The following is a 22,955-nucleotide window of genomic DNA, read 5'->3' as shown; positions in this document are numbered from 1 at the left end:
ATATACAATATTTCCCTTTGTAATTGCGAGCCAAACGAGACTGCCCATATACCTAAAGAAAAGGAGAACACAAATTGAAGAAAATATTACTTGCGGAAGATGAAGAAGTTTTGCGGATGCTGATTGTTGATACATTAGAGGCGGAAGATTACGAGATCGACGAAGCGGCTGACGGACAAGAAGCATTGGATCTGTTTCAGCAAAATGACTATGATTTGGCGATCATTGATTATATGATGCCTGTTTTGACCGGGCTCGAAGTGATTGAAAAGATCAAAGCAAACAGTGAAAAAAGAGCTGTTAAAATTCTCATGCTCTCAGCCAAAAGTCAGCAGTTCGAGCAGGAACGGGTTTTGGAAGCCGGGGCTGACTATTTCATGGCAAAACCATTTAGCCCCCTTCAACTTTTAGATAAAGTCGGGGAGATATTAGATGAAGCTTAATCAATATCTTAAAAAAAGCTTATCAAGGCAATTTCTTGCTTTAATGGGGATGTTTATTCTCCTCTTATTAATTAGTGCCTATAGCCTATTTGTTTCACAGAAAGAGTTAAATGAAACGTATTTTAAAGAACGGCAGACGCTTGTTCATAAAGAGGACCTTGTTGAAGAATTAGATGATTCTTTTTATCGCGTACTATTTAATATTCGCGGGTATTTTGCTTTTGAAATAAAAGACTTAAAGACCGACGCACTTGCCCAGTTACCGAACATTCGCAAGCTACAGAAAGAGTTGGAAACAATTGCTGTTACACAGGAGGATAAGGCCTTCGCAAGGAAGTTAGACGAATTTATTGATTATTATTTTAATGGGAAATTGCCCTCATCGATTGATTCATTTGAATCAGGCCAAATCGATGAGGTCATCCAATTAGCCAACTCAGGAACGATCGATCGAATTAACATCTTTCAAAAAGATTCCAGGCAATATTTAAAAAGCATTAAAAGAGAATTAAATGAGAATGCAGAGGATTTAATCAGGAAGCAGTCAATTATTCACGGTGTTTTCATTGCCATCCTTGTGATCCTTCTCCTTGTTCTTTTTCGAATTATTCAAGTGATGTTTAAACAGGTCGGGCAGCCTTTAGCCCAATTCGCTCATGCTGCAAATGACATTGCTGCCGGGAAGGATGCTGCTATTAAAGTGGATTCGAACCGAGAAGATGAGCTTGGGGCTTTATCCATCGCTTTTAGGAAAATGGTGGAGAGCATTCAAGAAAAGGAACAAGACCTTATGGCACAAAATGAAGAGCTCATTGCCCAGCAGGATGAGCTTCAAGCGCAGCAGATTGAATTGGAGGCAATGCTTGATCATGTCCGGGCAAATGAGAGGAAGCTAGAAAGAAGAAATGCCTTGACGAATAAAATTTCCAATTCACTTCATAAACAAGAAGTATTAGAAAGTATTGTTAGCAATATGTGCTTCGTTCTGGAAGCCGATCGCGGAATCATTGCTATGTTGAGCGAAGATGCCTCTGCCTCATTTGGGGTTTCTTCCATTGGCGTGGAGCAATTTAAAGGTCATCTTACTAGCGGTTTGCATGAACGCTTAAAGCAAACAAGAAAAGCTTTTTCAATTAAGCGCGAGTTGCTTGCAGAGGAAAAAGGGTACCATGAGGCTTTGGCTTATTGTTACGATTTATATTTGCCTGTGATTTCCTCCCTTGATGAGCTCGTCGCAGTGATGGTATTCAGTCGATTTGGCTCTCCATTTCATAATGAGCAAATGGAAGAATATGAGGCATTGTCAAAACAAATAGGGTTATCACTTGATAAAATCAGGTTATATGAATCATCCGAAGAAGACAGGAAATTAAATCAAGATATCATGAACACGGTTAAAGAAGGAATTCAGGTAATCGATAAAGACGGGCGAATCATCCAAGTGAACAATCAATTATGTGAACTATTCCAATGGCAGCAACCATTAGATAGCCTGATTGGACTTCAGTGGGAAGAATGGACGAACACTTTGAAAGAACATGTGGAGGATGAAACTGAATTCGTCGAGTTTTTCAGAAAAGCAATTAATAACGAATTAGTTGAAGAACATTCCTTTACCTTTAAAATGAAGCATCAATATCAAGTCATTAACATGTACTTTGAGGAGTTATATCATGAACAGGAGTTCTTAGGCACTGTCTTAGTTCATAGGGACATAACGAAAGAGTTTGAAGTCGATCATATGAAATCTGAGTTTGTCAGCACTGTCAGCCATGAATTAAGGACACCGCTGGCAAGCATTCTAGGCTTTACAGAATTATTGCTGAACAGAGAATTGAAACCTGCAAAACAAAAGAAATATTTAACAACGATCTATAATGAAACGAAGCGGCTAAGTGCCTTAATTAACGACTTCCTGGACGTTCAGCGAATGGAAGCCGGAAAACAAATATATGAGAAGAAATACATTAAGCTTGTTCCTATTATTGAAAAGGTCATTGAAGATCAGCAAATTCAGACAGGTATTCACCGGATTGAACTAAATCAGACTTATGAAAATGACCTCATTTTAGGAGATCGTTCTAAAATGGAACATGTTTTCACTAATCTCATTAATAATGCAATCAAGTATTCTCCCGCAGGCGGAGAGATTAAAATCAATGTCTATCAGGAAGGAACCTGTCTAAAAGTCGATGTGATCGATCAAGGGTTAGGGATTCCTGAAGATGCAATCGACAGCCTATTTACGAAGTTTTTCCGTGTGGATAATTCAGATCGCCGAACGATTGGCGGCACCGGCTTGGGACTTGCAATCGTGCAAGAAATCATCAAAGCCCTTGATGGAGAAGTAAAGGTTTATTCGCGGTATGGGGAAGGAAGCACCTTCAGCTTATCGTTCCCTGCAATAGAGAGTGTCAATCATATGAGTGTAGGAGATCAACTATATTCACAGGGGACTGGTTACAACATTATGGTGGTAGAAGACGATCAAAGTCTTGCGGAGCTGATGATTAATGAATTAGCGGAAAGCGGATTTCAAGTCGAGCACTTTGAAAAGGGATCGGATGCACTAGACTATGTAAGAGTCGAAACACCTGATGCGATTGTTTTGGACATTATGCTAGAAGAAGAGGTCGACGGCTGGAGCATCATGAAAAAGCTGAAGGAAAGCGAGCGCCTCAAACATATTCCGATTATTATTTCAACTGCACTTGATGAAAAAGAAAAAGGATTTTCCCTTGGTGCCATTGACTATTTAGTCAAGCCCTATAAACCAAGTCACTTATCAAGAGCGATCATGCAAACATTGTTGAAGATCGGGAAAGTTGGACAAATCTTAATACCGGAAGATAAGGATGGGAATTAGATTAGGCTTTTTTTCTGAGGGATTGTTGTTTTTTTAGAGAGGTGGTCGCCATGTACCAATTATGGTGACCACTTTTCTCCTTTATTTTTACCGGGGATGTGCTTTTTCTCTTTTTTCGGGCAATGTAACTACCTTCCATTTACCGTAGACGACCCTTTTTTCTCTTTTCAGGCAATGTAACTGCCTTCCATTTACCGCAGACGACCCTTTTTTCACTTTCCGGGCAATGTAACTGCCTTCCATTTACCGCAGACGGCCTTTTTTTCGCTTTCCGGGCAATGTAACTGCCTCCCATTAACCGTAGACGACCTTTTTTCCTTTTTCGGGCAATGTAACTGCCTTGCAGTTGTTTCAGGTCACCGTGAACCACTTAATTCTATGACTCATACGGTGAAGGTTCAACTTTTTTGCATATTTCATAGTTTGTATCTTAGTTCCCGTTTCGTGTAGGATAGAGCTATTTAAACCCTATTTCAGCAAAGACCATTCGATCTTTACCATTAATATCATGGACGATCTCAGTTTCAGCTTGCGGAAATGTTTGTTCAAGCAGCTGAGCTACAGCCGCGCTCTGGCCTGCACCCACTTCAAAACCAACTAAAGCCTGATCTTTCAAAACAGCTGTTAGCTCTTTTACCAGTCTTTTGTAAATATCAAGCCCGTCTACCCCAGCAAACAACGCTCGGTGAGGTTCGTGTTCTTTTACAATTTCTGACATCCATTCGATATCTCCGTCTGGAATATACGGCGGATTAGAAATCACAATATCAAACCGCTTCCCATTGTCTATTAAAGGCTTTAACAAGTCGCCCTGAACAAACTGAATGTCTGCACCATTCGTCTTCGCATTTTCTTTTGCCAACTGAAGTGTCGGCCCATAAATATCTGTTGCGGTCACATGTAAGTCGGGTTTTTCCAGCTTAATTGTGACGGCAATCGCACCACTACCCGTACCGATATCGGCTAATTCAAGATTGTTTCGCTCACCAAAAAGTCTGCCCATCCGCTGCAAAGCCCCATAAACCAATTCTTCCGTTTCAGGCCGGGGAATAAGGACATCCTCATTGACTTGAAACGTTCGGCCATAAAACTCCTCTGAACCGATGATATATTGAATTGGCTTTCCTTCTACATGCAAAAGGACGGCCTTTTTGAAATCAGCAAATATTTCCGATTCCAGATTTTCACGAAGACTCGCCAAGAAACTCGAACGGCTCAGCTTCATATAATGCTGCAATAATAATTCGCCCGCATTTTCGTCACGATTGTTCTCTTTTAAAAAAGAAGAAGCCCAGTTGAGGGCTTCATACACTTTCATCGTTGGATTACTCATTTGAAGCACTTTCAAGCTTCGAAGATTGTTCCTCAAGGATTAACGCATCGATGACTTCATCAAGTTTCCCACTTAGGATTTGATCAAGCTTTTGGATCGTTAAACCAATGCGGTGATCGGTGACGCGGTTTTGCGGGAAGTTGTAAGTACGGATCCGTTCAGACCGGTCGCCCGTTCCGACCGCCGATTTACGAGCTTGGTCATATTCTGCTTGTGCTTCTCGCTGAAATTTATCATAAACACGGGCACGTAAAACTTTCATTGCTTTTTCTTTATTTTTAATTTGGGATTTTTCATCTTGGCAAGAAACAACAGTTCCAGTAGGCAAATGCGTTAAACGGACAGCTGACATTGTCGTGTTAACACTTTGTCCGCCTGGTCCGCTTGAAGCAAACGTATCGACACGAATGTCTTTTTCGTGAATATCCACTTCCACTTCTTCTGTTTCGGGAAGTACGGCAACCGTAGCTGTTGACGTATGAATGCGACCACCTGACTCTGTTTCCGGAACACGCTGAACACGGTGTGCGCCATTTTCAAACTTCAATTTAGAATAGGCCCCTTTACCGTTAATCATGAAAATGATTTCCTTATAGCCGCCTACACCAGTCGAGTGGGTTTCGATTACTTCTGTTTTCCAGCCTTGCGTCTCAGCAAAGCGGCTGTACATGCGGTATAAATCACCGGCAAACAAAGCAGCTTCATCCCCGCCTGCAGCGCCGCGGATTTCCATAATTACGTTTTTGTCATCATTCGGGTCTTTTGGAATCAGAAGAATCTTTAAACGAGCTTCGAGTTCTTCCACTTTCTCTTCTAGCTCATCAAGCTCTTCCTTCACCATCTCACGCATGTCAGCATCTAATTTTTCATCAAGCATCGCTTTCGCATCTTGATGCTGCTCTTTTACCTCTTTATATTCACGGTACGCTTCGACAGTTTCTTGTATATCTGATTGTTCCTTCGAATACTCACGCAATTTTTTCGGGTCATTTACAATATCTGGATCACTCAAAAGCTCATTCAATCTTTCATAGCGATCCTCAACAGATTGAAGACGATCAAACACAGCCATTCACCTCAATTTTATCCATTAACCTCGGACTATTATTTCCGGGCATTATATATAAAATACGTTTTATCTATTTAATAATAGGTCCATAACATTCTAATTATAGTATAGGTGAATGGTGCAGTCAAAAATAAATTCGAGGCTTAATTTACATAAAAAACCTTCTGACTTTGATCAAAAGGTTTTTTATATCTATAAAGTAATTTTTCATTTGGCTTTGTTAAACTTTCCTCTGTTGATTTCCGCTGCAGGCACTCGCTTTCCGCGGGCGGTCCGGGAGCCTCGTCGTCGCTATCACTCCTGCGGGGTCTCCCTTGGACTCGCTTTTCCCGCAGGACTTTGAATAATCATCCGCGAATAAACACCGCACGAAGAAAATGCGAATGCATTTTCGAGGATCTCGCGCCTTCCGCTCCAATCAACAACAAATATAGCAATATTTCAACAATGAGCTTTAACATAGCCTTTCATTCAGCCAAATACGTCATCAATCAAAGCAATAATGGATTTTTTGGTAACTAGAACGCATGTCAATGACCCGTTTGCGGATGGATTCTATTGTGTCTCTTCCTTCTAAAACGCTGACAATGTAGTCGGCTATTATATCCATCTCGGCTTCTTTCATCCCTAATCGTGTGATTTCAATTGTGCCAATCCGTAATCCGCTTGGATAATCCCAATCCTCTGGTTTATCACTTGGAATCAGGTTTTTATTCGTAATAATGTTTGCCTCTGCCAGTTTATGCGCAACATCTAGCCCGCCGCCAAATTGTTTAACATCTAGGATGACTTGGTGAGTTTCTGTAAAGCCTTTATGAGAACCGAGTACCGTTATTCCCCTATCATGTAATGCTTTTGCTAGCGCCTTCGCATTCGCCACAATTTGTGCCATATACTCATTGCCGAATGCGAGGAACTCTGCAGCAGATGCAGCTAAGGCAGCCACACGGTTTACTTGATGTGTTGCCGCAAGTGCAGGGAAAATCGTATCGGCAATTGGTTTCGTTAATTCCGGGTCATTCCAAACAATGATCCCGCTTTGAGGGCCGCTGAACGTTTTTCCAGCCGAACCTGTGATTATACAAGCCCCTTCATTCAACGGGTCTTGAAACTTCCCGCCGCCAATAAGTCCAAGTTGATGGGCCCCATCGAAGAAGATTTTCCCGCCCCATTCGCTGACGATCTCAGACATTTCTTTTAACGGGAACGGGAATAAAGTCATCGAAGCACCAAGTGCAACTAATCGCGGTTTTACTTTCCTTGCTACCTTTGCAAATTCATCGATATTCACGACTAAATCCACTGGATCCATTGGGACATCATGAATATTCAATCCGCGAATCCCTGCTGGTCCATCATAGCGGTTACTCGAATGGCCACCAAATGGCTGTGCGATCGTTAAAATATTATCTCCTGGTTTTGTCAGTGCCGCATAGACTGCCATATTTCCGATCATGCTTGCAACAAGACGGTGATCAGCATAATTACACTTAAAGACCTTTTTTAACAATTCAACACAAAGGGATTCGATTTCGTCGATATATTTAGTGCCGGAAAACCATCTTTGTGTAGGGCCAATATGACCTTCAGCCGCTCTCGTTCCTACTTCCGATGCCAATAATTTCCGAACAGTCGGGCTAGTTGGTGCTTCAGGAGCTAACAAATTGAGACATTCCTGCCCTCTCCAAATATCATTTCTATCAACAGCGTTGATAATTACTCTTTGGATCAATCTTGGCGAAGAGCTTTTTTCAATAATATCCTTTGCCCAATCTAACACCCTTGAATCATGAACTTCGTAGTTTTCAGCCGCTTTTGTAACCGAATTCATTGTCATTCCTCCTAATTTGAAAAGTTTTTTTTTCCAAATTACTGCCTAATTACAGAGAAATTTGTCTGCGAGTCCATTCATGTTTTTCAGAGCTGCTATTAGCTTGGAATCCTAAAGAACCTATTTAGGCCATCTTACGCCAAGTTGCTTTATTGCTAGGAAGGGGTTGTGAAAGGAGATTGAACTCAGAAGTAATCAATAGGCTCTTTAACTAAAACCAATATATCGCATATTAATTAAAAAATCAATATGTTTTTATACTATTCAGTCTATTTTAGAGAATATTCTTTTCGACAAAAAGCACCGTTGAGTAGCGGCGAACAACCTAGTATGACTGCATGTCCCACTTTCACTGCACTAGCTATTCGTTACGCCATAAAGGACAAGTTCTGCACAGGTCCACCGGCCATTAATTATTCACAAAAAAAGAGTACAACAATTGTCATACTCTAGCTTAAGGGCAACTTCCCACAATAGGGTTCTTCTCCCCCAATGAAGTATCATATTTACTTTTCAGCCTTTGTCGCACTGACTAAAACCCTTCCTAGACTAAGCCAGTTTTCTTCCACTAATAAGCTGGCTAAATGGACATCCTTCGTTTTACACGCAGAAATAATTTCATTATGCTGTTCAAGTGATTGATGTCCATCGATTGAACTAAACTTTGAAAATTCTAATCTTCGAACTTTTGACATGACACGTTCTAACGCTAATTCAATTTCTTGATTTCCAGAGGCTTTTAAAAGGACAAAATGGAATTGATCATCTGCTTCAACTGCACTAATCACGTCCTTCTGATCAAGTGCCTTTCGCAACGCGGAATTGCTTTCTTCCATCATTTGAATATCATTTTCAGAAATGAATGGAATAGCGAGACGTGCTGCTAAACCTTGTAAAGCAGCTACAACCGTAAATGCGTTCTTCGCCTCCCCTATCTGAATTTCCGTAATCCGAGTTTGTGATCCTGGGAGCGACTCGACAAGCCCCTCATCTTCCAGTCTTTTAAGCGCTTCTCTTACCGGTGTTCGGCTGACACCAAATTCAGCCGCCAACTCTTTATCCATAATCCGTTGCCCAGGTTCCAATTCCAATGTAATAATCGCTTTCTTCAATGACTCATACACCTGATCCCTTAAAGCCGGCCGCGCAATCGTTTTAATTATTTTCATAAAACCAATATATCAATTTCAACTTTGAGTGTCAAGATGACGAACCTGTGCAAAGATAAACAGACACCACTCAAATTTTGTCGAAACATTTAGTACATCGTCATCAAAAGGAAGCAAAAATATTTAAGAATAATCCCTGACAATTTGTCCTCCCCAACAACAACAATGGATTAGATTGGATTCGCTAACTCTGCAGCAAACAGTATAATGATCGAGGGGTCATACTCATCCTGATTAACTTGCCTTATATTTTACAGGCTGGACTTTGGTCGGGTATTCTTTTTGGGAGACATAGCTATGCAAAACCATCCCTGCGATCACTAGGAACATTCCAATCCATGATAATGAAGTCGGAAACGGCGATGCCAAAAACAACAATTCTCCTGCTACAGCAAAAAGCACTTCGAATGATTGTGTTGCCTCAACTGCGGCTAATTTTTGCATATTCCCTTTGACCATATCGGTTGCACGGAAAAAGAGAACCGTTGCAATCACACCTGAAAGAAGGGCGACTAAAAGCGATTGAATCGTCTGTCCGGTGCTTGGCATACCAACAGTAGCGACACCATAAAGCGAAAGCAGAAACCAGAATGGAAGGCTTGCAAGAGTCATACCTAAAACACGCTGATAGGCATCTAACCGATCCCCGCATATTTCCATCATTTTACGATTCCCAAGCGGATAGGCAAAGGAAGCAAGAATGACGGGTAATACCCCCCACAATATTTCCTGCCCGGACAATTGGCCTGCTTGTTCCATTTGCATAAGTGCCACGCCAAAGAGAATAATCAATGACATCGACAGGCCGATCAATGGAATCTTCCCTCTAACTTTTATCAGCCCATTTGGTGTTTGCCTTGTCTCATAAAATAAGGGAACGAGAAGTGAACCGGAAATAATGGTAACCTGCCAAGTTCCAGCTATAAGCCACCCGGGTCCAAAAGCAGCCGCAAAGCTTAACGGAGCATAGAATAAGCCGAAGCCAATAAAGCTCCATAAAAACCAAATGCCTGGCCTCTTTTTTATCTCTTGTAAAAGGGGTTGAAGATTCCGCCTGCTTACAACAATGAAAAGTAAAAACGGAACCATAAACAGATAACGCAGCGAGGCACTCCAAATCCAACTGCCACCAGAAAGCTCCATTGAGCGATTCAAAATAAAAGTAAAAGCAAAAAAGAGAGCAGCTAAAATGCCTAGAAAAATCGGTCGCATGTGAATTCACCTCGGATTTCAAATATTGTAATTTTCAGATTTGCATATAACTAATATATCGCATTTTGGTTTTTTATCAACTGTTTTTTGAAGGGGATTACATTCGTATATTTTTGCCATAAAAAAACACCCTGCCAAAAGCAGGGGTTAAGTCCGGTCTTCCTGTACTTTCACATCAATATGATAACGCGGCAAGGCTTTAATCAATTTTTTATGCAGCCTTGCTTCTGCCTCTATTCTTTCACGGTCAGACATCATTTCTCTTTTATAGGCCGTAACCCACATATCTCTTCCATTAATCCAAATAGGGCCGGATTGATACTCACTTGTGGCATCTATGACCTGTTTTGCTTTGTCGATGTCTGTTGAATTATTGACCTGGTTTCCATTGAAGTTAAGGAAATTAGGATTTTGCGAATCCATTGTCCAGTCCCTTGTATTATATTCTTGGCGGTCTAATCGATTTGAAATAAACGTTGTCCCGTCCCTTGTTTCATTTTTTCCAGATTGATTTTGGTTACAACCAGCAATAAAAGCGAGCAGTAAAATGAAAATGCTGAGTTTTTTCATTACGTACACCTCCTTTTTATAGCATGTCCGCTATGAAAGGATTTGTACTGGCCAAATTCAACCAAAATGTAATGATTTCGGCGAATTTTTTATTTTATCAGCCTATTTCACTGTTTTAACGGCTAATTTCCTCCATTTATCAGCCAAATATGCCATTTTATCGGCCGATTTTATTATTTTATCGGCCAAGGCACAAAAATAAAAAAACTGCCTGAATCGATTCAGGCAGAGAATTTTAAGTATAGGAAATACTAATTATGATAATGACTTTGCCAAATTCGGCACTTCGTGATGGTGGCGACACCTTGGCTCGTACGCTTCTGAAGCACCAACCATAATTATCGGATCATCATATGAAGCCGGATTCCCATTGATCAATCGTTGTGTCCGGCTAGCCGGTGAACCACAAACGGCACATACTGCCTGAAGCTTTGTCACCATTTCAGCGATCGCCATTAATTCAGGCATCTGGCCGAACGGTTCCCCGCGGAAATCTTGATCAAGTCCAGCCGCAATGACCCGATGGCCGCTATCAGCCAGCTGCTGAATGACTTTCACTACTTCTTTATCGAAAAATTGCACTTCATCAATTGCAATTACGTCAATTTCAGCATGAATATGTTTAAAAATCTCTGTAGAGTGAGAAATAGGTATCGCCGTAAAAGTGGTTCCATTATGCGAAACTACTGCTTCATCACTATAGCGATTATCAATTTGCGGTTTAAAAACAACCATTTGCTGTTTCGCAAATTGGGCTCTTCGTACTCGGCGGATCAGTTCTTCTGATTTACCAGAGAACATGCTTCCGCAAACGACTTCTACCCATCCGTGATGCTGCATCACATTCATGATCGGCCTCAGCTCCCCGTTCTAAGAAGAAATAAAAAACAGGCAAGAAAGAAAGCTTGCCTGTTTCGATTTTTATTATTGTTGTTCTTGCTTAATGCCGTATTTTTTGTTGAAACGATCAACACGTCCGCCAGCTTCAGCAAATTTTTGACGACCTGTATAGAATGGGTGGCATTCAGAACAAGTTTCAACACGGATTGATTCTTTAACAGAACCTGTTTCAAACTCATTTCCGCATGCACATTTCACCGTTGCTTTTGTATAATTTGGATGAATTCCTGCTTTCATTCTTTTCATCTCCTTCCGCCCTGAATCATACCGAAACAGAGTTATATATTACGGGCAATCCATTTGATTACCGTAAAATTCAAAAACGCACTGGAATTATTATAACAAGGTCAATCCCATTTTGCAATATTTGATTTCTTAATTTTAGGCTGTTTTCGTATTTAGTTGCCATTTTAAAAAGAGGTCTAGTTGATTTCCGCTCCAATCAACTTTATACAAATCCTATTTAAAAACAACAATCATTTAGAAAACAGTCTAATTTCAAAGAACACCTGCACAAAATCTTAATGAGAACGTTTCGCTTTCATTTCTTCGGCTAAGTTAGCGAAGAATTCCTCGTTGGATTTTGTTTGTTTTAGTTTGCGCAAAAACTTCTCTGCAAAATCAGGGGAATCCGACATCGACTTTCTAATTGCCCAAAGTTTATCGAGATGATCCTTCTGGATAAGAAGCTCTTCTTTACGCGTACCAGAACGACGAATATCGATCGCAGGGAAAATTCTTCGCTCAGCAAGTGAACGGTCAAGGTGCAATTCCATATTTCCTGTCCCTTTGAATTCCTCATAAATCACATCATCCATCCGAGAACCTGTATCTACAAGGGCAGTGGCTAGGATCGTTAAGCTTCCACCCTCTTCAATATTACGGGCAGCACCAAAGAATCGCTTTGGACGGTGGAATGCCGCTGGGTCAATCCCCCCGGATAATGTTCTTCCGCTCGGCGGAATGACAAGGTTATAGGCTCTTGCTAATCTTGTAATACTGTCCATTAGAATGACTACATCACGCTTATGTTCAACTAACCGCATCGCACGCTCAAGGACAAGTTCTGCAACCTTAATATGGTTTTCAGGCACTTCATCAAATGTTGAACTGACAACATCCCCAGCTACGGAACGCTCGATGTCTGTCACCTCTTCTGGGCGCTCATCAATTAATAATACAATCAATTCTGCTTCAGGATGGTTCGTCGTAATGCTGTTGGCAATTTCTTTTAGAAGCATCGTTTTACCTGCTTTTGGCGGAGCAACAATTAAACCACGCTGCCCAAACCCAACCGGAGCAAGCACGTCCATAATCCGAGTTGAAATATGTTTTTGAGTTGTTTCCAGCTTCATTTGGCAATCTGGATATAAAGGAGTTAATCCAGGAAAGTGAACACGTTCCTTTGCTGACTCTGGGTCATCTCCATTAACTGCTTCAACTTGCAGAAGCCCAAAATAACGTTCATTCTCCTTAGGCGGGCGAACTTTACCAGAGACCTTATCTCCATTCCGCAAATCGAAACGGCGGATTTGAGAAGCGGATATATAAATATCCTCAGAGCTTGGCGAGTAATTGATCGGCCTTAAGAAACCAAATCCCTCTGACTGAATAATTTCAAGGACCCCTTCCATGAAGAAGTACCCTTCTTTCTCAGCCCTTGCCTTTAAGATGGCAAAAATCAATTCTTTTTTTGTTAATTTGCTGTAATAGGAAACTTTATATTCGCGGGCAAGCTCATAAAGTTCTTTTAGCTTCATATTTTCTAAACTTGAAATATTTAATCCCATATTGACACCACACTTTTGAATTTTCAATCTTTTCCTCTAAATACAGCTTTACAGATGGACTTTTACATGAAGAAAGGGAATGCATTTTGAGGTAAAAGAAAATCTATCTTAAAATAATTTAATTAGAATACCGAGGGTAGTTCCAGAAAGGAGCCATTTTCCGATCAAAAATAGTGTTGAAAGGTTATTTATTGAGGTTTCCTCTATTTTTGAGAAACAATCTCTATTTTACCCCTTAATAGGAGATTTAATCAACTACATTTGTACTAATTAGGGAGATAGAGAGAGTTTGAAGGAAATGAGATGATAGGCCTGGCTTGCCTGAGCCAGACCTTTTCATTTGAATCTTTGTTAATTTTAAAAGTTTGCCCGTTGATTTCCGCTGCGGGCACTTGCTTTCCGCGGGGAGTGACGGGAGCCTCCTGGCGTTACCGCCTGCGGGGTCTCCCCGTTCCCTCTATTCCCGCAGGAGTCAAGTGCCCTCCGCTCCAATCAACTCAGATTATAAAATTAAAATCACATTATAAAAGCAACAACCTTTTAGAAAAGAGCCCTAGCGAATGACGAGATTTGGTTTCTTTTTCAAGCTATGGCGGCCTTCGATGAAGCGGACTGTCCCAGATCTCGCGCGCATGACAACTGAATGGGTTGAGCCGTATGAACCTTTAAATTGCACACCACGCAGCAGCTCTCCGTCCGTGACACCAGTAGCAGCAAATATCGCATCATCACCTTTGACTAGATCCTCCATCAGAAGGACTTTATTCACATCAAGCCCCATCTTCTTGCAGCGTTCTGCCTCTGCGTCATTTTGAGGCACAAGTTTACCTTGGATTTCCCCTCCAAGACATTTAAGGGCAACAGCAGCTAACACACCTTCTGGAGCACCGCCATGTCCAAAGAGAATATCAACGCCGGTATGATCAAATGCTGTGTTTATCGCACCTGCTACATCTCCGTCATTAATCAATTTAATCCTTGCCCCTGCTTCACGTAGCTGGGTAATAATATGATCATGCCGCGAACGAGCCAATACCGTTGCAACAACATCACCAATATCTTTATTTTTCGCCTTTGCAACCGCCTTCAGGTTGTCTAAAACAGATGCATTGATATCAATTAGGCCAACCGCTTCCGGACCGACAGCAATTTTATCCATATACATATCGGGCGCATGAAGCAAGTTTCCGTGGTCAGCAATAGCCAGAACAGCCAAAGCATTCCAGCCACCGGATGCAACGATATTTGTTCCTTCTAAAGGGTCTACTGCCACATCCACACGTGGGCCATAGCCAGTACCAAGCTTTTCCCCTATGTAAAGCATTGGTGCTTCATCCATTTCGCCTTCCCCAATAACAACTGTTCCCTTCATCGGTACAGTGTCAAACACATCGCGCATAGCAGAAGTAGCTGCATCATCCGCTTCATCTTTTTTGCCTCTTCCCATCCAGCGTGCAGATGCCAAGGCAGCGCCTTCCGTTACTCGGACAAGCTCCATCGTCAAGCTTCGTTCCATCCAATTTCCCCCCAAGTTCTAAGCTGTATTTCTCTCATATCTAGATCTGTATTTCCTGAAAAAATAGACAGCAGCCCAGCCCCGATTTAGCTAAAAATCGAAGTGGGCATGACGTTTTTAATAGTGCGAGCTAAATGGTTCACTTCATGTATTTATTCAAGCGTTTTTCATTTGCTCCAGCTCTTCTTTTGTTAAGTTTTCACGCCAAATGGTTGCTCCAAGTCCATTTAGTTTTTCGACGAGGTGGCTGTACCCTCGATCGATATGCTCAAGACCCGTAACTTCCGTGACTCCTTCAGCCATCAAGCCTGCAATGACTAAGGCTGCTCCAGCTCGCAAATCACTCGCCTTCACTTTGGCACCTTGAAGCTGAGTTGGACCATGGATAATAGCCGAGCGGCCTTCAACTTTAATATTGGCATTCATTCTTCTTAATTCATCGATATGTTTAAACCGGGCACTATAGATCGTATCAGTTACCATGCTCGTCCCTTCCGCTCCAGTAAGCAGAGAGGTAAAGGGCTGCTGAAGATCTGTCGGGAAACCTGGGTAGACAAGGGTTTTAATATCAACCGCTTTCATCTTTTCAGCTGGCCCTACAAAAACTTGATCATCGCCAGCTTCGATTTGGACACCCATTTCCCTAAGTTTCGCAATAAGTGATTCTAAATGTTGAGGAATAACGTTATCGACCAAAACACCTTTGCCGGCAGCCGCTCCAAGAATCATATAAGTCCCTGCTTCAATTCGGTCAGGGATAATCGTATGCTGGCAGCCGTGAAGCTGATCGACTCCATCAATTCTAATGACATCTGTCCCTGCGCCCTTAATTTTTGCGCCCATATTCGTTAGCAAAGTGGCTACGTCAATGATCTCCGGCTCTTTTGCTGCATTTTCAATCACCGTTCTGCCTTTCGCCCTAACAGCTGCAAGCATGATATTAATCGTTGCCCCGACGCTGACAACATCAAGGTAAATACGGGCACCCCGAAGCTCATCCGCACGCAAGTAAATGGCACCTTGTTCATTTGTAATCGTTGCCCCGAGTGCTTCAAAGCCTTTGATATGCTGATCGATCGGCCTTGGTCCAAGATGGCATCCACCTGGAAGGCCGATGACTGCTTTCTTAAACCGGCCCAGCATGGCTCCCATCAGATAATAAGACGCACGCAGTTTCTTAACTTTTCCATTCGGCAAAGGCATGGAAATCATGGAAGATGGGTCGACAGTCATATCATTATCAGTGAATGTGACAGTCCCCCCAAGTTCTTCAAGCAGTCCTTTTAAAATTTGAACATCCGAAATATCTGGCAGCCCTTCAATCGTGACAGGCGAATCCGCCAAAATCGTCGCTGGAATCAATGCTACCGCACTGTTTTTTGCTCCGCTAATTCGAACAGTTCCTTTTAAAGGATAACCGCCTGCAATCATAAGCTTTTCCATTTTAATCTCCCTTCTAAGCCGAGGAATCGTAACCAAGTAGGCTTGTCCATTAATCAGATAGCTAGAATGAACAGTCGCTTTTCAACCTTTAATTATTTGAGGCATTATTTTCCAGTAACCTCAAACACAAACCGACAGTATTCTTATCTACTAGTTTACACGAAAAATCAAATTTCATGTATCAATATTCAAAAATGTTATAATTAGGAAGGATGAACTAGATTTATTTTCTTAAAAATGGCTTTGTTAAACAATGTTGTTGATAGACACGCGGGTTCGATTTACCTTCCGAGAAGCGGGTTTTGCTCCGCAAAAAAGGTTCTCTCCAGGCAAAATCGCCCCGCTAGTCTTCATTTATCAACATTAATACTAACAAAGCCTAAAAAATAATAGGCACAATCTTTTTTCGAGTTAGCTTGTCTAGTTCAGCTCCTTCCGCTTTTCTTTATGAACGGGAATTCCAATCTGCTAGAAATGCTTCGATGCCCTTATCTGTTAATGGATGATTAAATAATTGCTGGATCACTTTAAAAGGAACTGTGGCGATATGGGCACCTCTTAAGGCTGCATCAGTTACATGCTGTGGATGTCTAATAGAAGCTGCAATAATTTCAGTTTGAATTTCATGGATAGCAAAAATATCAGCAATTGTTGAAATTAGGTCAAGACCGTTATGTCCGATGTCATCAAGTCTACCAAGGAAAGGAGAAACATATGTCGCCCCGGCTCTTGCTGCAAGTAACGCCTGATTTGCACTGAAGATAAGCGTAACATTTGTTTTAATGCCTTCTTTTGAAAAAGCATGAACAGCTTTTAATCCATCCGGAGTCATTGGTACTTTAATCGTAATATTCGGTGCGATTGCTGCTAATTCTTTTCCTTCTCTAATCATCCCTTCAGCATCAAGCGCGATTACTTCCGCACTGACTGAGCCAGGAACAAGATCCGTAATCTCTCGAAGGCGATCAGTGAAAGAAACGTTTTTCTCTTTCGCAACTAATGATGGATTAGTTGTCACACCTGCAACAACACCTAACGCAAAGGCCTCTCTTATCTCTTCCATATTCGCAGTATCAATAAAGAATTTCATAACATATTCCCTCCCCATATTTTTAAAAAGTTTGCAAATGAATGGAAACCGCCTCTTAATATAGAAGGCGGTTTCCATTCATTTTTAAATAGCCATGTTAACCAACGTTGTTGATATTCAAAAAATTGCAACACTAATAAGTATCAACATGATCATTGAACATAGCCATTAATAATTGTTTAAGCTCTACCAGAAGAACCGAATTCGCGCATTTTGCCGATAACTGTTTCTTTAATCACTTCACGAGCAGGTCCTAAGTATTTGCGCGGATCGTACACTTCTGAATCTGCTGCCAATACTTCACGAACACGTTTTGCAGAAGCAATTTGGTTTTCTGTATTTACATTGATTTTTGCTGTTCCTAAAGAAATTGCTCTTTGAATATCTTTCGTCGGAATTCCAGTTCCTCCATGAAGAACAAGAGGTGATCCAGTGATCTTACCTATTTCTTCCATTTCAGCAAATCCTAAGTTTGGCTCACCTTTATATGGTCCATGCACAGAGCCTAAAGCAGGTGCTAAGCAATCAATCTTTGTGCGTTTAACAAGTTCTTCACACTCTTTTGGATCTGCATAGATAACGCCATCAGCCACAACATCGTCTTCTTGCCCGCCGACAACCCCTAATTCAGCTTCAACTGAAACACCTTTTGAATGTGCATATTCAACAACTTTTGAAGTAGTCGCTACATTTTCCTCAAAAGGATCATGTGAAGCATCAATCATGACAGAAGTAAAACCAGCATCAATCGCTTCTTTACATTTATCAAAGCTTGAACCGTGATCTAGGTGAATAGCTACTGGAACAGTAATTTTATAATCTTCAAGCAAACCTTCTACCATTTTTACAACTGTTTTAAACCCGCCCATGTAACGTGCAGCGCCTTCAGAGACACCAAGAATAACAGGGGACTTTTCTTCCTCTGCTGCTTGAAGAATCGCTTGGGTAAACTCAAGATTATTTAAGTTAAATTGTCCAACTGCATACCCTTCGGATTTTCCTTTATTGAGCATTTCAGTCATTGATACTAAAGGCATTATTCTTCCTCCTTATTGATAATCGCTTCCATTCCACAGGATATTTCATTTTAAAGTCTTTCCTGAAAACTACTGAATATGTATCTTCAATATTCCTGTCAAACGAATTCGATCCCTTTGGAATTCATTTGTATCATACCAAAACGGAAAAAGAATTGCCATTAATCTAATACACTTTTTCATGCTGACACGGAATTGCAATAAAGCAAGCGCATTCATTTATTTTTGACTCATAATGGCGGTTTTTCCAAAAAAAATTTCGCTTAAAACGAGTTGGCCGCTGGAAGGTATTTCTTAACTGCCGTCCGAATATCATCAATATCAAATGGCTTCGCAAAATGTGTTAACGCGCCAAGATCTCTTGCTTCCTGAATCATATCTAATTCTCCATACGCTGTCATAATAATGACGCGAATTTCCTTGTCAATAACCCTCATGCGCTTTAATATCTCAATTCCATCCATTCCTGGGATTTTCATATCGAGCAAAACTAAATCTGGTGAATGCTTGGAGACAATTTCGAGCGCCTGGATGCCATTGGCAGCCTGGTAGGTATCGTACCCTTCTTTCTGCAGTACCTCATTAAGTAAAATACGAATTCCAAATTGATCATCTACAATTAATATTTTCTCCTTCATCAAGCCACCTCTTCCCTTTGTACAAAACGATCATTCTTTTTTAATACATGCTGATTTTGTTGCCGGCTGCTCATTATTATTCATCCCTCTTTTAAGTTCTATTTACAAGCTGTAAATTCCTGCCTCCTTTTGGAATTTTACCTTTTAGTTTTCTTTTAATATAATGAAGTGGAATTTACATGAGAAGGATTTTATAAAGGAAATGGGGACGGAGCGCCGCTAACTTAATAAGTATATTCAACCTGATCTGTAAATAGACTGGTTAGGCTTAGTAATTATGCGAAGTTTAGCTCTGCTCACGCCACCATATTGTGTTGGTTTGGCTTAGAAATCTAATTAACACTTCATAGTAAATGGTGGCACTTGTACGCCATATACGTTTTGTAATGAAGTTAAAGGAGAGAGATTATGCTAAAAATGTTTTCAACCCAGCTTTCTGGATTGTTTAAAAGGATACAGGACAAAGAAGAATTAGCAATGGAGGATAGTGCTCGGCTTCTCTCCCAGGCCGCTTTCGGAAGCGGAAGGATATATATATTTGCAACGAAGGAAATGAATGCTGTCGCTTACGAGGCAACAGAAAGTCAGGAACCTTTAATAAACGCCTCCGTTTGGACAGCCAGTAATCAGCTGGATGATATCCTTGAAACGGACAGATTTCTGATTGTTTCTAGATATTCTACCGATGCAGAAGCCATCGAACTTGGAAAATTCCTTTCTGAAAAAAGCATCCCATTTGCTGCCATCTCTACCGATAATCAAGCGGATGATGAAGATTCTCTGGCTAATCTGGCCGACATCCATATTGATTTAAAGCTTACGAAAGGACTTCTGCCCGATGAGGAGGGAAACCGGTTTGGGTACCCAGCATCGATGGCAGGTTTATTTGTGTACTACGGCATTAAATTTACAATTGAAGAAATTTTAGCGGAATATGAGTAGAAGATGGGGAATGTTCCTGATATAAGGATCCGCATGAAGCCCGGTTTTCTCCTTTCGAGTGAATTTCGGTCCTCTTGAGTCTCTATTGATGTCTTTTTCCACTTTTTGGTATTCCAAAAGCAAAAAGTATGCGAAAAGGGCGAAAAAAACCCTCTAGAAGAATTTAATTAATCTAGAGGGGTTTTTATCTTATTTTCCACTGAATCTTACTGAAGCTCCAATAAAGTCACGGAATAATGGCTGTGGGCGTGTTGGTCTTGAGACGAACTCCGGATGGAATTGAGACGCAACGAACCAAGGATGATCTTTAATTTCGATAATTTCTACGAGGCGGCCATCAGGACTTGTCCCGGAAAAAACAAATCCTGCTTCTTCCATCTCCTGGCGGTAATGATTGTTGAACTCGTAACGATGACGGTGGCGCTCATAAACCACTTCATCTTGATAAGCATTGTATGCATTTGTATCTTCCTCTAGTTTACAAGGCTGAATACCCAATCTGAGCGTTCCACCAAGGACTTCGACATCCTTTTGCTCAGGAAGCAGATCGATAATTGGATGCTTTGTAGACGGGTCGATTTCGGCTGTATGAGCATCTTTCAAACCTAGTACGTTTCTAGCAAATTCAATAGATGCTAATTGCATGCCTAAGCAGATGCCAAGGAATGGCTTTTTCTGTTCGCGTGCAAATTGAATCGCTAGAATTTTGCCGTCGATCCCACGGTCACCAAATCCACCAGGGACAAGAATTCCATCCGCATCATTTAGCAAATCAGATACATTTCCTGCCGTCACTTCTTCAGCATTAATCCAATTAATTTCGATATCGGAGTCAAAGGCATAGCCTGCATGCTTTAATGCCTCAACTACAGAAATATAAGCATCTTGAAGCTCTACATATTTACCGACAAGAGCGATTTTCGTTTTCTTCGATAAGTTTAATACTTTATCCACTAGCTGCTTCCATTCAGTCATGTCCGCTTCACCGCAATTAAGCTTTAAATGCTCGCAAGCAATGGTATCAAGATTTTGTTCCTGAAGTGCAAGAGGAATAGAATATAATGTTTCAGCATCTTGGCATTCAATAACCGCTTCTTTATCAATATCACAAAATAATGCAAGTTTGTCTTTCATCTCTTGAGAAATCGGCATTTCCGTACGAACGACAACTACATTTGGCTGAATACCTAGGCTTCTTAACTCTTTTACACTGTGCTGGGTCGGCTTTGTTTTCATTTCTCCGGCAGCTTTAATATATGGAACTAATGTACAGTGGATATACATGACATTCTCGCGTCCCATATCGCTTTTAATTTGGCGAATGGCTTCTAAAAATGGCAGTGATTCGATATCACCGACTGTACCGCCAATTTCTGTAATTACAACATCTGAATTGGTTTCATGACCGGCACGGAAAACTTTATCTTTGATTTCATTCGTAATATGCGGAATGACTTGAACGGTTCCGCCATTGTAATCACCGCGGCGTTCTTTTTTCAGTACGGTTGAATAAATTTTACCCGTCGTTACGCTGCTATACTTCGTTAAATTAATATCAACAAACCGCTCATAATGGCCTAAATCTAAATCTGTTTCCGCTCCGTCACCGGTTACGAAAACCTCGCCGTGCTGGTATGGGCTCATTGTTCCCGGGTCCACATTTATATATGGGTCAAATTTTTGAATCGTAACACTCAGGCCTCTATTTTTCAAAAGACGTCCGAGTGAAGCCGCAACAATACCCTTTCCTAAAGACGACACTACGCCGCCAGTAACAAAAATATACTTTGTCATCTTAATTCCTCCTCTTAAACAGTTTGTACATATTAGCCTTTATTTAAAGACATAATGATGAAATCATTTTATTGTCCGACTTGGTCGGAGATTGGCTGTTTTTCGTAGTTACATTCATATAGCAGCCATAAAATAAAAAAGCGCTCCGCTTACTTAAAAAAGTAAGGGAGCGCTACTTCGCGTCTAATAAGTACCAATGTATTGGTACAGAATCGTTCCTTGTTAAAGGAGCCCAAAAATGATTCTACAAGCCCGTGCTAGAAAAGTCAAGATTATAATTCTTCCTCATCTTCGTCTAAATCGAGTTCATCTTCTTCTAGTACTTCGTCGTCATCGCCGAGATCATACTCTTCGTCTTTCTCAATCAAATCGTCATCATCTAGTTCTTCATCGTCTTCCTCTAGCAAATCGTCATCCTCATCGATCAGCTCATCTTCTTCATCTTCTAATCCATCGATATCATCATAGTCGATGTCTTCTTCATCTAACTCATCGTAATCATCAAGGTCTAAATCTTCTTCCTTAGCCTTTTTCGCTTTTTTCTTCTTCGGCTTTATGTCTGTCACTACTTCTTCTTCGACTTGATCAATTGGATACCAAACACGAAGTCCCCAGCGGTTATCTCCTAAACCTAAGAAACGTCCATCAATATTTAAATCCGTATAGAATTGAGCAATTCTCTGCTTTACTTCCGCATCTGATAGCCCAAGAAGGCTTGTCAACTCGTCCATAATCTCTTTGAATGAAACCGCTTCTTTTCTGCTTTTTAATAATTCAAAAGCCATTTCAATTAAAGACATTTCTTGCAATTGCTCTTTTGAGTATTCTTTTAAACTCAATATTAGCACTTCCCTTCCCTATGTAACCGCTTAATGCAGGTAAAATATCGTTATAATATTCAGGTTCTTTAGATAATCTTAGAAATACATATTCCTCATTATAAACAAATTTTTTAGGTTTATGCTAGCTATATTTATCGTTATCATTCGCTTTTTCTTCTCTATCATTTTGGTTTGTTTTTTTTAAAAGCTGGCTATACGCTAAAACAAAGAAATAAATGGATAACAAAAGGAATGGTATGGCACCGAGTTGCTTTTGATAAAGGTAATACATCCCTGTCATAATCCCCATTATGGCAGCAAAAAGAAAAAACCTTCTCATTTTTTCACATCCTGCATTCAAAATCCTCGAATTATGCTAGTTTAAGTTTTTTATTATGGCTGTTTTCGTTAACTTTTTTTGCTTTTTACCCAAAAGTGGTATAGTTGATTTCCTCTCCAGGATGCTCGCTTTCCGCGGGGCGGGCGGTGAT

Annotated in this window: 21 protein-coding genes; 3 read left to right on the top strand and 18 right to left on the bottom strand. The window is 40.8% G+C overall.

Annotation, left to right across the window (positions count from 1 at the left end):
• Positions 1-74: 74 nt before the first annotated feature.
• Positions 75-443 carry a response regulator transcription factor gene (locus BGM26_RS19140; RefSeq protein WP_217041878.1) on the top strand — a complete coding sequence of 123 codons (369 nt, stop codon included), beginning with the start codon at positions 75-77 and terminating at the stop codon, positions 441-443.
• Positions 433-3,309 (top strand): ATP-binding protein, encoded by a 2,877-nt coding sequence (locus tag BGM26_RS19135; protein ID WP_217041877.1) that lies wholly within the window; start codon positions 433-435, stop codon positions 3,307-3,309. The genes BGM26_RS19140 and BGM26_RS19135 overlap by 11 nt, the downstream gene beginning before the upstream one ends.
• A 139-nt stretch (positions 3,310-3,448) precedes the next feature.
• Here the strand turns inward: BGM26_RS19135 and BGM26_RS19130 are convergent, their stop codons facing one another.
• The 15 genes from BGM26_RS19130 to BGM26_RS19060 all read right to left on the bottom strand — a co-directional run bounded on the left by BGM26_RS19130 (position 3,449) and on the right by BGM26_RS19060 (position 18,910).
• Positions 3,449-3,679 (bottom strand): hypothetical protein, encoded by a 231-nt coding sequence (locus BGM26_RS19130; protein ID WP_217041876.1) that lies wholly within the window; start codon positions 3,677-3,679, stop codon positions 3,449-3,451.
• 87 nt (positions 3,680-3,766) lie between these two features.
• Positions 3,767-4,642 (bottom strand): peptide chain release factor N(5)-glutamine methyltransferase, encoded by an 876-nt coding sequence (gene prmC / locus BGM26_RS19125; RefSeq protein ID WP_302053271.1) that lies wholly within the window; start codon positions 4,640-4,642, stop codon positions 3,767-3,769.
• Positions 4,635-5,708, bottom strand: coding sequence for a peptide chain release factor 1 (gene prfA / locus BGM26_RS19120; protein WP_217041875.1), 1,074 nt, complete (start codon positions 5,706-5,708; stop codon positions 4,635-4,637). Before prfA ends, prmC begins: the two co-directional genes overlap by 8 nt.
• A gap of 490 nt (positions 5,709-6,198) precedes the next feature.
• The gene (locus tag BGM26_RS19115; RefSeq protein ID WP_217041874.1) at positions 6,199-7,542 is read right to left on the bottom strand and encodes a serine hydroxymethyltransferase; all 1,344 of its coding nucleotides are present in this window, start codon (positions 7,540-7,542) and stop codon (positions 6,199-6,201) included.
• A 506-nt stretch (positions 7,543-8,048) separates the two neighbouring features.
• Positions 8,049-8,711: a GntR family transcriptional regulator gene (locus tag BGM26_RS19110; RefSeq protein ID WP_217041873.1), complete on the bottom strand. Its 663-nt coding sequence runs from the start codon at positions 8,709-8,711 to the stop codon at positions 8,049-8,051.
• 234 nt (positions 8,712-8,945) lie between these two features.
• Positions 8,946-9,923, bottom strand: a complete 978-nt coding sequence (locus BGM26_RS19105) for a DMT family transporter (RefSeq protein WP_217041872.1) — start codon at positions 9,921-9,923, stop codon at positions 8,946-8,948.
• Positions 9,924-10,070: 147 nt separating this feature from the next.
• Positions 10,071-10,493, bottom strand: coding sequence for a hypothetical protein (locus tag BGM26_RS19100; RefSeq protein WP_217041871.1), 423 nt, complete (start codon positions 10,491-10,493; stop codon positions 10,071-10,073).
• Between the two features lie 255 nt (positions 10,494-10,748).
• Positions 10,749-11,342 carry a thymidine kinase gene (locus BGM26_RS19095; protein ID WP_217041870.1) on the bottom strand — a complete coding sequence of 198 codons (594 nt, stop codon included), beginning with the start codon at positions 11,340-11,342 and terminating at the stop codon, positions 10,749-10,751.
• A 75-nt stretch (positions 11,343-11,417) separates the two neighbouring features.
• Positions 11,418-11,630 (bottom strand): 50S ribosomal protein L31, encoded by a 213-nt coding sequence (rpmE, locus tag BGM26_RS19090; RefSeq protein WP_217041869.1) that lies wholly within the window; start codon positions 11,628-11,630, stop codon positions 11,418-11,420.
• Positions 11,631-11,914: 284 nt separating this feature from the next.
• Positions 11,915-13,183: a transcription termination factor Rho gene (rho, locus tag BGM26_RS19085; RefSeq protein ID WP_217042045.1), complete on the bottom strand. Its 1,269-nt coding sequence runs from the start codon at positions 13,181-13,183 to the stop codon at positions 11,915-11,917.
• A 553-nt stretch (positions 13,184-13,736) separates the two neighbouring features.
• Positions 13,737-14,699 carry a class II fructose-bisphosphatase gene (glpX, locus tag BGM26_RS19080; RefSeq protein ID WP_217041868.1) on the bottom strand — a complete coding sequence of 321 codons (963 nt, stop codon included), beginning with the start codon at positions 14,697-14,699 and terminating at the stop codon, positions 13,737-13,739.
• A 156-nt stretch (positions 14,700-14,855) separates the two neighbouring features.
• Positions 14,856-16,142: a UDP-N-acetylglucosamine 1-carboxyvinyltransferase gene (locus BGM26_RS19075; RefSeq protein ID WP_217041867.1), complete on the bottom strand. Its 1,287-nt coding sequence runs from the start codon at positions 16,140-16,142 to the stop codon at positions 14,856-14,858.
• Between the two features lie 445 nt (positions 16,143-16,587).
• Positions 16,588-17,232: a fructose-6-phosphate aldolase gene (fsa, locus tag BGM26_RS19070; RefSeq protein WP_217041866.1), complete on the bottom strand. Its 645-nt coding sequence runs from the start codon at positions 17,230-17,232 to the stop codon at positions 16,588-16,590.
• A gap of 179 nt (positions 17,233-17,411) precedes the next feature.
• Complete coding sequence (locus BGM26_RS19065) at positions 17,412-18,269, bottom strand: class II fructose-bisphosphate aldolase (protein WP_217041865.1); 858 nt, start codon at positions 18,267-18,269, stop codon at positions 17,412-17,414.
• A 263-nt stretch (positions 18,270-18,532) separates the two neighbouring features.
• A complete protein-coding gene (locus tag BGM26_RS19060) occupies positions 18,533-18,910 on the bottom strand; it encodes a response regulator (protein WP_217041864.1) in 378 nt (125 codons plus the stop codon).
• Positions 18,911-19,315: 405 nt separating this feature from the next.
• On the opposite strand from BGM26_RS19060, the gene BGM26_RS19055 reads away from it, so the two are divergent.
• Positions 19,316-19,849, top strand: a complete 534-nt coding sequence (locus BGM26_RS19055; protein WP_217041863.1) for a DUF2529 domain-containing protein — start codon at positions 19,316-19,318, stop codon at positions 19,847-19,849.
• A gap of 189 nt (positions 19,850-20,038) precedes the next feature.
• On the opposite strand, the gene BGM26_RS19050 is transcribed toward BGM26_RS19055, so the two are convergent.
• The 3 genes from BGM26_RS19050 to BGM26_RS19040 all read right to left on the bottom strand — a co-directional run bounded on the left by BGM26_RS19050 (position 20,039) and on the right by BGM26_RS19040 (position 22,804).
• Positions 20,039-21,643, bottom strand: coding sequence for a CTP synthase (locus BGM26_RS19050; RefSeq protein WP_217041862.1), 1,605 nt, complete (start codon positions 21,641-21,643; stop codon positions 20,039-20,041).
• A 272-nt stretch (positions 21,644-21,915) separates the two neighbouring features.
• Positions 21,916-22,482: a DNA-directed RNA polymerase subunit delta gene (rpoE, locus tag BGM26_RS19045; protein WP_217041861.1), complete on the bottom strand. Its 567-nt coding sequence runs from the start codon at positions 22,480-22,482 to the stop codon at positions 21,916-21,918.
• A 124-nt stretch (positions 22,483-22,606) separates the two neighbouring features.
• Positions 22,607-22,804: a hypothetical protein gene (locus BGM26_RS19040; protein ID WP_217041860.1), complete on the bottom strand. Its 198-nt coding sequence runs from the start codon at positions 22,802-22,804 to the stop codon at positions 22,607-22,609.
• Between the last annotated feature and the right edge of the window lie 151 nt (positions 22,805-22,955).

Origin of the sequence: Bacillus sp. FJAT-29790 (assembly GCF_019039215.1) — a bacterium.
GTDB lineage: Bacteria > Bacillota > Bacilli > Bacillales > Cytobacillaceae > Cytobacillus.
The sequence above is the reverse complement of the archived record's forward strand: the minus strand, read 5'-3'. Positions and strand labels throughout refer to the sequence as shown.